The organism is bacterium, from assembly GCA_030685015.1.
Classification (GTDB): domain Bacteria; phylum CAIWAD01; class CAIWAD01; order CAIWAD01; family CAIWAD01; genus CAIWAD01.
In genome coordinates this window covers 1-9,410 of record JAUXWS010000017.1, presented here as the reverse complement: position 1 = coordinate 9,410, position 9,410 = coordinate 1, and the positions used below count along the sequence as shown (strand labels likewise).

Annotated in this window: 6 protein-coding genes; 3 read left to right on the top strand and 3 right to left on the bottom strand. The window is 67.4% G+C overall.

Annotated elements, in window-relative coordinates:
* Positions 1–633 precede the first annotated feature (633 nt).
* Together Q8O14_01550 and Q8O14_01545 are read left to right on the top strand one after the other, a co-directional pair.
* Positions 634–3,882 (top strand): phospholipase D-like domain-containing protein, encoded by a 3,249-nt coding sequence (locus Q8O14_01550; GenBank protein ID MDP2359426.1) that lies wholly within the window; start codon positions 634–636, stop codon positions 3,880–3,882.
* A 216-nt stretch (positions 3,883–4,098) separates the two neighbouring features.
* Positions 4,099–5,301 carry a hypothetical protein gene (locus Q8O14_01545; protein ID MDP2359425.1) on the top strand — a complete coding sequence of 401 codons (1,203 nt, stop codon included), beginning with the start codon at positions 4,099–4,101 and terminating at the stop codon, positions 5,299–5,301.
* A gap of 108 nt (positions 5,302–5,409) precedes the next feature.
* Here Q8O14_01545 and Q8O14_01540 read toward each other — a convergent pair whose 3' ends face one another.
* From Q8O14_01540 to Q8O14_01530, 3 genes are all read right to left on the bottom strand, one after another.
* Positions 5,410–6,120 carry a cytidylate kinase-like family protein gene (locus tag Q8O14_01540; protein MDP2359424.1) on the bottom strand — a complete coding sequence of 237 codons (711 nt, stop codon included), beginning with the start codon at positions 6,118–6,120 and terminating at the stop codon, positions 5,410–5,412.
* Between the two features lie 95 nt (positions 6,121–6,215).
* Positions 6,216–7,670: a RecQ family ATP-dependent DNA helicase gene (locus Q8O14_01535; protein MDP2359423.1), complete on the bottom strand. Its 1,455-nt coding sequence runs from the start codon at positions 7,668–7,670 to the stop codon at positions 6,216–6,218.
* Positions 7,667–7,825 (bottom strand): hypothetical protein, encoded by a 159-nt coding sequence (locus Q8O14_01530; GenBank protein MDP2359422.1) that lies wholly within the window; start codon positions 7,823–7,825, stop codon positions 7,667–7,669. Before Q8O14_01530 ends, Q8O14_01535 begins: the two co-directional genes overlap by 4 nt.
* A 291-nt stretch (positions 7,826–8,116) precedes the next feature.
* Here Q8O14_01530 and rarD point away from each other — a divergent pair, with 291 nt between their 5' ends.
* Positions 8,117–9,028 (top strand): EamA family transporter RarD, encoded by a 912-nt coding sequence (gene rarD / locus Q8O14_01525; protein ID MDP2359421.1) that lies wholly within the window; start codon positions 8,117–8,119, stop codon positions 9,026–9,028.
* Positions 9,029–9,410 lie beyond the last annotated feature (382 nt).

Here is a 9,410-nt window from a genome sequence, read left to right as displayed (position 1 = left end):
CGGCTCTTCGGCCTCTGCGCGCGCATACTTCCCGCCTTCGCTGCGCTTCGGCGGTCAGTCGCGACGCGCGACGAGGCCGAAAACAGAGAACAGCTCTGCGAAGTGTCGCTGCGCCCCGGGAAGGTTGGGCTGCTTGATGGTGAAGCCGAAGGCTGAACCAATTGCCGCGGCATTCGCATCCGATGATAGGGCCCTCTGTTCGACGGCGGCCGTGAGGCCGCCTAGTTAGGGCCCTGAGTGTCTTGGAGAGGGCTTTCTTTGGGCACCTTTCTTTCGCCCGAGAAAGAAAGGTGCAAGAGCGCGGCGCTTGCGCCGCAAGACCCGGTGACGCGTGACGAGGCCGAAAACAGGGACCCGGGGGCAAACCCCCATCCCGGCCTTCCCCCTGGCAGGGGGACGGAGAACTTCTGCGGTGAAGGCCGAAGGCCTGAACCAATTGCCAAGGCTGGCGCACCAGGTGATAGGGCCCTCTGTTCGACGGCGGCCGTGAGGCCGCCTGGTTAGGGCCCTGCATGTCTTGGAGAGCGCTTCTTTGGCGCCACCTTTCTTCTCGCGAGAAGTAAGGTGGTTGGTTGATGAGCCGATGGAACTTGAGGAGCGCGGCCACGGCCGCGCATGACATGGGAGATCATGATGAAACGCGTGACAAGATTCCTGGTGATGGCCGTCCTTGCGCTGGCGGGGCGGGCGCTGGCCCAGCAGGCCGATCATCCCGTCATCAGCGAGCTGCGCTTCTACGAGCTGTCCGGCGTCAACGAGGAATTCGTGGAGATCCACAATCCCACCGACGAGCCGGTGGACATCGGCGGCTGGAAGCTCCAGTACAAGTCCTCGACGGGGACCACCTGGCAGGACAAGGTCACTTTTCCCACCGGCGAGACCCTGCAGCCCCGGCGCTTCCTGCTCTACGGCGGCACGGCCCTGTCCGTGACCCCGGACTATCCCAGCACCGTGGCGCCCGGCCTGGGCAACACGGGCGGCCACGTGCGTCTGGTCACCCCCGCCCTCGTCACCATCGACCGCGTGGCCTGGCTGGCCGGCGACACCCCGGAGGGGACCGTCATCTCCGAGGCCCATCCCCGCGGCGCCAGCTACGAGCGCAAGGCCTTCGCCAATTCCACCCAGACCGACATGGCCCCCGGCGGCGCCCATGCCGGGGAGGGCAACGGCTGGGACGCCAACAACAACAGCGCGGACTTCGTCATCCACCCCAGCGCCGCCGCCAGCAACCCCCAGAACCGCCTCTCCCCGCCCGAACCGGACGTCCCGCTCACCAACGGCAGTGGCACGGCCGTCTGCTCCATCGCCATGGTGGACAACCCGGCGCCCCTCACCTTCTCCATCACCGTCACCGCCGAGGACCATGAGCTGACCACGGTGGATTTGATCCTGGCCCCCGGCTGGATCCCGGCCGACCTGTCCCTGGGCGGCGCCGGCTTCCAGGGAGCGGCCCTGCAGAACGCCGGCGACACCCTCCGCGTCGTCTCGGCCTCGCTGTCCGGAGCAGCCACCGGCGTGTTCACGCTCTACGACGTGGCTCATCCCATGAACAGCGGCAACCATGTCATGACCGTGCGCACGGCGGTGGAGGGCGGCACGCCCGTGGCCATCCTGGCCTCGCCGGCGATCATGGTCATCGGCGATCCCATGCCCATCGAGGAGCTGCACGTCAACGGCCCCGACGGCCTGCCCCTCCTGCTCGGCCAAACCGTGGTCATCCGCGGCGTGGTGACGGCGGACACCCAGCAAGGCATCGCCGTCTACCTGCAGGACGCCACGGGTGGCGCCGTGTGCTACAGCGCTTCCTTCTCCGCCGCCGTGGACGTGGGCGACGACGTGACCGTGCTGGGCACCGTCACCCACTTCAATGGATTGATGGAGCTGACTCCCGCCGAGTTGCTCGCCCTGCACGCCACCGGCGTGGAGGTGGCGCCCCTTGAGGTGACCATCGCCCAGATCAACGGCCAGGGCGCCTCGGGCGAACCCTACGAGGGCATGCTGCTGCGCGTCAACGGCGTGACGGTGGCGGGGTCGGGTTCCTGGGCCGGCAACACCAACTACAACATCACGGACGCCACGGGCACGGGCCAGCTCCGCGTCGCCTCCACCTCCGGTCTGGTGGGCACCCCCATCCCCTCGGACACCTTCGACATCATCGGCGTGCTGGGCCAGTACGACGTCAGCGCGCCCTACCACAGCGGCTACCAACTGCAGCCCCGCTTCGCCGACGACCTCATCCACACGGTGGGGCCGGGCATCACGGGCGGACCCTGGGAGTCGGAGCACAGCAGCTCCTCGGTCCGCCTGGAGTGGACCACGCGCGTTCCCGGCACGACCATCTGCGTCTGGGGCGGGGTGGACGGCGTCCCCCTGGACAGCGTGGAAGTGGAGATCCTCGGCACACAGCACGATTTCACCATCGGCGGCCTCGCGCCGGGCACGCCCTACTGGACGCGGGTGGGATCGGCCGACGAGAGCGGCGCCAGCATGGGCAACAACCACTGGTTCTCCACCGTCTCCCTGGGCAGCCCCGGCACCATCGACATCTTCTTCACCAAGGACGCCGAGCTGGAGCACGCCCTGCCCGGCAACGAAGCCCAGCACAACCAGCAGAACGAGATCGTCGGCCGCCTGACGGCGCTCATCGACGCGGCCGAGACCAGCATCGACTGCGCCATCTACAGCCTCAACATCAACGCCGTCGCCACCGCCCTCATCAACGCCCACAACCGCGGCGTGGCCGTGCGCTTCATCTATGACGCCGACCACGCCCAGAGCCAGGTGCAGCAACTGGTCAACGCCGGCATCACGGTCATCGACAACAGCTTCGGCCAACACGCCTCGTCAGGCATCCAGCACAACAAGTTCATGGTCTTCGACGCGGCGGACGGCGACCCCGCCAACGACCGCGTGTGGACGGGCAGCGTCAACCTGATCGACGTGCCATCCAACAACGGCATCTTCGCCAAGGACAACGCCATCCTCATCGCCGACCAGGCAGTGGCGCGGGCCTACACGCTGGAGTTCAACGAGATGTGGGGCGCGGCGGGCATGACGCCCAGCGCGGTCAATTCCCGCTTCGGCGAGCACAAGGCCAACAACACGCCCCACTACTTCCTGGTGGGCGGCGTGCCAGTGGAGATCTGGTTCAGCCAGGGTGACAACGTCAGCCAGCGCATCGTCAACGCCCTGGCCACGGTGGACCAGGCCGCCTATTTCTGCATCTTCTCATTCACCCGCAACGAGATCGGCTACGCCATGCGCGACGCCCACCTGCGCGGCGCCGCCGTGCGGGGCGTGTTCGACACCCAGGGCGACCAGTTCAGCGAGTGGACCCTGCTCCAGGAGGCGGGGGCGGACATCCATGTCACGGCGGGGACCGGCATCCTGCACCACAAGTATCTGGTGATCGACGCCGAGGCCCCCCAAAGCCAGCCCCTGGTCATCGCGGGCAGCTACAACTGGTCCAATTCGGCGGAGAACCAGAACGACGAGAACACCATCATCTTCCACGACGCCTTGATCGCCAACCAATACCTGCAGGAGTTCGCCGCGCGCTATCATCAGGCCGGCGGCACAGGGGACTTCAACGATGTGGAGGCGCCCGCCGTGGCGCCGCGCGGCCTGCAGATCGCCGGCCTCTACCCCAACCCCTTCAACCCGGTCACGCGCCTGGAACTGGAGCTGTCCCGACCCGGCCCCGTGCGCCTGCAGGCCTTCGACCTGGCCGGCCGCCTGGCCTGGAGCCGCGAGCTGGGCCTGCGCCCGGCCGGCCGCAGCAGCGAGCTGCTGGATTTCAGCGGACAGGCCAGCGGGCTCTATGTGCTGCGTGCCGAGCACCCGGCCGGCGTGGCCACGACCAAGCTGCTCTTCATCAAGTGAGGGGTTCTTGTGCCTGCATCGACAAGCCCCGGCCCCCCGGCCGGGGCTGCTTCACTCCCGGAGCCATGGCGGCCGGGGCGGAGCGGTTCAGAATCAAAACCATCCGGGGAGCCAAGTTCCGCGTGAACAATGCCGATAGAGTTCTCAATCAAGCCGCCGGCATGATCGCAGGTCAGGTCCCGGCGGCGACGCACGATCCATGCACAGGAGGATGATATGAGAAAGCTGGAATGGAAGTGGCTCAAACTGAGCCTGCTGGCGTCGCTGTTGGCCCTCTCCACGCTGGGGCTGCAGTCCTGCACCGAAGAGGATGACGACGACGATTCGGGCAGTTTCGTGCCCGAGTATGTCAACACGACGACGGGCGGCAACGGCACGGCGGCCCTGACCCTGGAGAACTACACGGTAAACATCACCGTCATGAACGAGCAGAGCCAGCCGGTGCAGGGCGCCGCCGTGGACGTCTTCCAGGGCGAGGATGTGGCGCTGGTCTGGATCGAGCTGGCCGGCTACTACCCGATCTTCCAGGTGATCAACCTGGGATCGCAAAGCACCTACACTTTCAATCTCACGCTGATCCAGTCGGGTGGCTACTTCCAGGTCTACAACTCCGACCCGCCCAACATCACGGCCCTCTTCGGTGACGGCGCCGTGACCGCCCATTGCTTCCAGGGAACGATGGAAGATCTGCTCGGCGCCGGCGTGACCACCCTGGGCAACTTCTGGGCCATCCGCATCTACGGCCAGGCCGCGGCCCTGGGCGGCGGCGGCGTGGTCAACCTGGGCCTCTTCGCCAATGGCCTCAACTCGGTCATCTTCCAGGAACTGATGTTCAGCGCCGCCAGCATCATGAGCGGCGACATCGTCCAGTTCTGCTTCTACTCCATCAGTGTGGGGGGCACGGTCTATTATCTGCCCTATGTGCAGATCGGCAACGTCATCCAGCAGGCCTCGGACTACGACTACAAGTTCATCCTGACCTGGGGCGCCAATCCCTCCGACCTCGACTCGCACCTCTTCACGCCGGAGATCGGCGGCAGCACGCATCACGTCTACTACGCCAATCGCGGCAGCGCCGAGGGTCCGCCCTACGCCTGGCTGGACGTGGACGACGTGTCCTCCTGGGGTCCCGAGGCGACCACCATCGAGCAGCTGTATCCAGGCACCTACACCTTCGCCGTCTATGAGTACAGCGGCAGCGGCACGCTCGCCACGTCGGAGGCCCACGTCGAGGTCTTCAACGGCCGGACGCGGGTGGGCGGCTATGACGTACCCACGACGGCGGACGGCGATCATTGGTGGTGGACGGTGGGCACGGTGGACGGCGCCACCGGCGTCTTCACCCCCGTCAACACGCTCCTGCCGAACATGCCGGCGAACGCGCCCGTCCTGCGGCACCAGGACATGCCGATCAAGTAAGGCGCCCGGCATCAGGAATAGAGCAAGGCCCCGGCATCGTCCGGGGCCTTTCATCTTGTCCGTTGCCCATCTCTCGCGCGCCTGGCGCTGCGCCGCCCGGGCGGGGACTCATCCCTTGCGCAAGCCCAGCAGGCTGAGGATCAGCCGCACCATCTCTTCCTCGCCCACCAGGGCGTTGTTGATGACGAGATGGAAGCCGGTCACGTCCTCCGTCGCTGCGCCGAAGTAGCGCTGGAGGAATTCCCGGCGCTCGCGGTCCTTGAGGCGGGTCAGGGTGCGTGACTCCGTCTCGGTCAAACCATTGGCGCGGGCATGTTCCGCCACCCGCCACTCGAAGGGAGCCATCACCCGCACGTGGAGGCCGCCCAGCAGATCGCGCGTGACCAGGTGCGAGGCGCGGCCCACGAAGATGGCGCGGCCGGCCTGGGCCAGGTTACGCATGGCGTTGGCCCAGCGGTTGAACAGGGAGAGATCGGAAGGCGCCGCGCCGAAGGTGGTGTTGAGATACTCCTCGAACTCCAGGTTGCGGCGCTGGACGTGCTCCTCGAAGAAGCGGCGGTTCAGCTCTGCATCGCCGTCAATGAATTCGAAGACGCGCCGGTCGTAGATGGCCCACTGCTCCTCCTCCATCTTGCCCGGGTTGAGGGCGGCGAGGAGGGCAAGCCCCAGGCGGAACCCCGTGCAGCCGAACTCCCGCGAGATGGTGATGAAAGGCTGGACGCGCTCGTCCGGTTGGGGCATTTGCAGCTTGCGGCGCAGCTCGAAGAGATGGGCCTGCCGCTGCACAAGCCGGTCGATGGAAAGGGCCTTGTCCGTCATCGTTCCCTCCTTCCGTTGCCGGGCCTATCATCCTGAATTATCGGCGACGGGCCAAGCGAAATCCGCAGGATCCACCGCCGGCCGCCTTCCCCCCGCTACGGGGAGGACTCCCGGCAGCGGTCGCAGACGGCGCAGGGCGGTCCCGCCGTGGCGCCGAAGAACTCGTGCAGGAAGCCGTGCCGGCACTCCGGCGTGTTGATATAGCGGACCAGGTCGTGCAGGCGGCTGAGATCCCGCCGCTTCTTCTCCGCCGCCCGCTCCTCGTCCTCCAGCTGGGGCGGCAGGCGCTCGGCCAGCAGATCCAGCCGTCCGCGCTCCAGGTCCCCGGTGATGAGGCCGTGCCGCTCCAGCAGGTTGAGGGCCGTCTCGAGGCGGAAATCGAAGCGTCCGTGGAAGACCAGTTCGGCGCGCAGGAAATCGAGCCCGCCGGCGCGCACCTCGGCGGCACGGTCGCGCAGGTGGGCAAGCAGGCGCTCCAGGAAACCGGGGGCCGGATTGGCCCACTCCACGAACTCCATCTGGATGAGCAGATCCTGCTGGTCGTAGAGCAGCACGCAGTGGGCGGGCAGGCCATCGCGCCCGGCCCGGCCGATCTCCTGGACATAGGCCTCCAGCGATCCGGGCGCCTCGGCGTGGGCGATGAGGCCGATGGCAGCCTTGTCCACGCCCAGTCCGAAGGCGTTGGTGGCCAGGACGCGGGCGGCGGGATCGGCCATGAAGGCCTCTTGCACGCGCTGGCGCTGGTCCCGGGGCAGCCGGCCATGGTAGACCAGGTGCGGCAGCCCGGACCGCTCCAGCAGCAGGGACATCTCCTCCAGGCTACGGATGAGCGCGAAGTAGACGATGGCCGAACCGCGTGCGCCACGCAGCAGGGCGGCCAGGCGCTCCGCCTTCTCCTGCGTGCCGTGGACCGCTTCCACCGCCAGGCGCAGGTTGGGACGCTCCACTCCATCGTGGAAGAGGCGGACGGACGCGGGCGGCAGTTCCAACTGCGCCACGATGTCCTCCTGCACGCGGGGCGTGGCGGTGGCGGTGAGGGCGACGGTGAGCGGCCCGCCCACCTGCCGGCTGAACTCCCCCAGCCGCGAGTAATCGGGGCGGAAGTCGTGTCCCCACTCGCTGATGCAATGGGCCTCGTCCACCGCCAGGAGCGAGACGGAGCGCCGGGCCAAAACCGCCGCGAATTCAGCTTTGCGGAAACGCTCCGGGGACACGTAGAGCAAACGGTGCCGCCCCTCCCGCAGCGCCTGGAGGCGCTCCCGACGCTGATCGGCGCCCAGGCTGGAATTGATCGTGACGGCGTCGATGCCGCGCGAACGCAGGGCGTCGGTCTGGTCCTTCATCAGCGCGATGAGCGGAGAGACCACCAGAGTCAGGCCGGGCAGCGCCAGGGCCGGCGCCTGGTAACACAGGCTCTTGCCCTGGCCGGTGGGCATTACAACCAGGGCGTGCCCGCCTGCCAGCAGGTGGTCGATCACCGCCTCCTGGCTGCCGCGGAAAGCATTGAAGCCGAAGTGGCGGTGCAGCAGGTCGCGGGCAGCCTGACTCATGCGACGGCGCCCCCGTCGGGTGGCGCATCAATGGCCAGGGCCCGCAGGAGGCGGAACTCCTGGCTGCGCACCGCCTCGTCCAGTTGCTGCAGAAGGCGCTCCTGGCGGGCGAGGCGCTCTTCCAGGCGGCGGAGGCGTGCCTCGATCTCGCTCATGGGGAGTTCCGCGCCCAGGCTGGATTGCCCTGACAGCTCTTCCCGTCCAGCGGTCCCGGATCGGGTCCTGTCATCCCCTTTGGACAGAATTTTGTTCTGCATGGGATTCTCCTCCGATTTCCGCGGAACTTGAACCGGATTTTTCTGTTCGGATGGCGCTCCCCAAAACGCCAGGGCGGGTGGGGGGAGGTGGGTGGGCGCGTCTGTTCACAAAAGAGAACACATCGCCCCCATCCCTCCGCGCCAGATCCCGCGCCGCCCCCTATCTTCCACCAGCGTGAAAGGAGGCTCATGAGCGAACATCAGCGTGGCGTCCTCTGCGCCGTGGGCGCCTATCTCTCGTGGGGCCTGATGCCCCTCTTCTGGAAGACCCTCCATGCCGTGCCCGCCCCTCAACTGCTGGCCCACCGCATCGTCTGGTCCTGCGTCTTCCTGGCCATCCTGCTTGCGCTGCGCCACCAGGCCGGCACCCTGTTGGCCGCCGCCCGCCGGCCGGGCGTCCTGCGCAGCTTCAGCTTGGCCGCCGGACTGATCAGCGTCAACTGGCTGACCTACGTCTGGGCCGTCAATGCCGGGCATATCGTGGACACCAGCCTGGGCTACTTCATCAATCCCCTGCTCAACGTCGTGTTGGGCGTCCTCGTTCTCAAGGAACGGCTGCGCGCGGCCCAATGGTGGCCCATGGGTCTCGCCGCCGTCGGAGTGGCCTGGCTCACCGTCAGCCATGGGTCGCCGCCCTGGATCGCCCTCGTCCTCGCTTTCTCTTTTGGCCTCTACAGCCTGGTGAAGAAAACCTCGCCCCTGGGCTCCGTGCAGGGCATGGCGCTGGAGACCGCCCTGCTGGCGCCCCTCGCGCTGATCTGGCTGATCCATCTGGAGGTGGCCGGCAGCGGCGTGTTGGGGCGGCTGGATTCCGCCTCCCTGATGCTGGTCCTGGCCACCGGCCCCGTCACCGCGCTGCCCCTGCTGCTCTTCGCCGCCGGGGCGCGGCGCATCTCCCTCTCACTTGTCGGGCTGCTGCAGTATCTGGCACCCACCATCCAGTTCCTCATCGGCGTCTTCATCTACCACGAGCCCTTCAGCGGGCGCCAGCTGGCGGGCTTCTCCCTGGTCTGGGCCGCTCTCCTCCTCTTCGCGGCGGAAAGCCTGTGGCGCACGCGGATGTGCCCGACCGCCACGGTGGAGACGGCTCAGCCCATGTGATCCACCACCTTCCTGAAGAGGGTCTGCCCCGCACACAATCAGCTGGCCCGAGGCCCTGCGGTCAGACCAACCGTCTGACCTGAGCTTGGCGCGACGACACAGCGGTCAGACCACTCATCTGACCTGATGATGGCGCGGCAGCTCTGCGGTCTGACCAACCGTCTGACCTGTTGACCTGTGGTTGGCGTAGCAGCATTGTGGTCTGACCCATCATCTGACCACTGACCACCGACCACTGCCCTACCTCAGCAGCGTCACCGTCCTCGTCTGCGCCCGCCCCGCCGCCTCCAGCGTGACCAGGTAGACGCCGCTGGCCAGGCGGCCGGCCTGGAAGGGCAGGTGGTGCGTGCCCGCCGGCAGGGTGCCTTCCACCAGCACGGCC

Bases quoted from the DNA above. Each gene is read 5' to 3' on its own strand.
- Q8O14_01550 (MDP2359426.1), top strand. From the start codon at position 634: ATGAAACGCGTGACAAGATTCCTGGTGATGGCCGTCCTTGCGCTGGCG.
- Q8O14_01545 (MDP2359425.1), top strand. From the start codon at position 4,099: ATGAGAAAGCTGGAATGGAAGTGGCTCAAACTGAGCCTGCTGGCGTCG.
- Q8O14_01540 (MDP2359424.1), bottom strand. From the start codon at position 6,120: ATGACGGACAAGGCCCTTTCCATCGACCGGCTTGTGCAGCGGCAGGCC.
- Q8O14_01535 (MDP2359423.1), bottom strand. From the start codon at position 7,670: ATGAGTCAGGCTGCCCGCGACCTGCTGCACCGCCACTTCGGCTTCAAT.
- Q8O14_01530 (MDP2359422.1), bottom strand. From the start codon at position 7,825: ATGAGCGAGATCGAGGCACGCCTCCGCCGCCTGGAAGAGCGCCTCGCC.
- rarD (MDP2359421.1), top strand. From the start codon at position 8,117: ATGAGCGAACATCAGCGTGGCGTCCTCTGCGCCGTGGGCGCCTATCTC.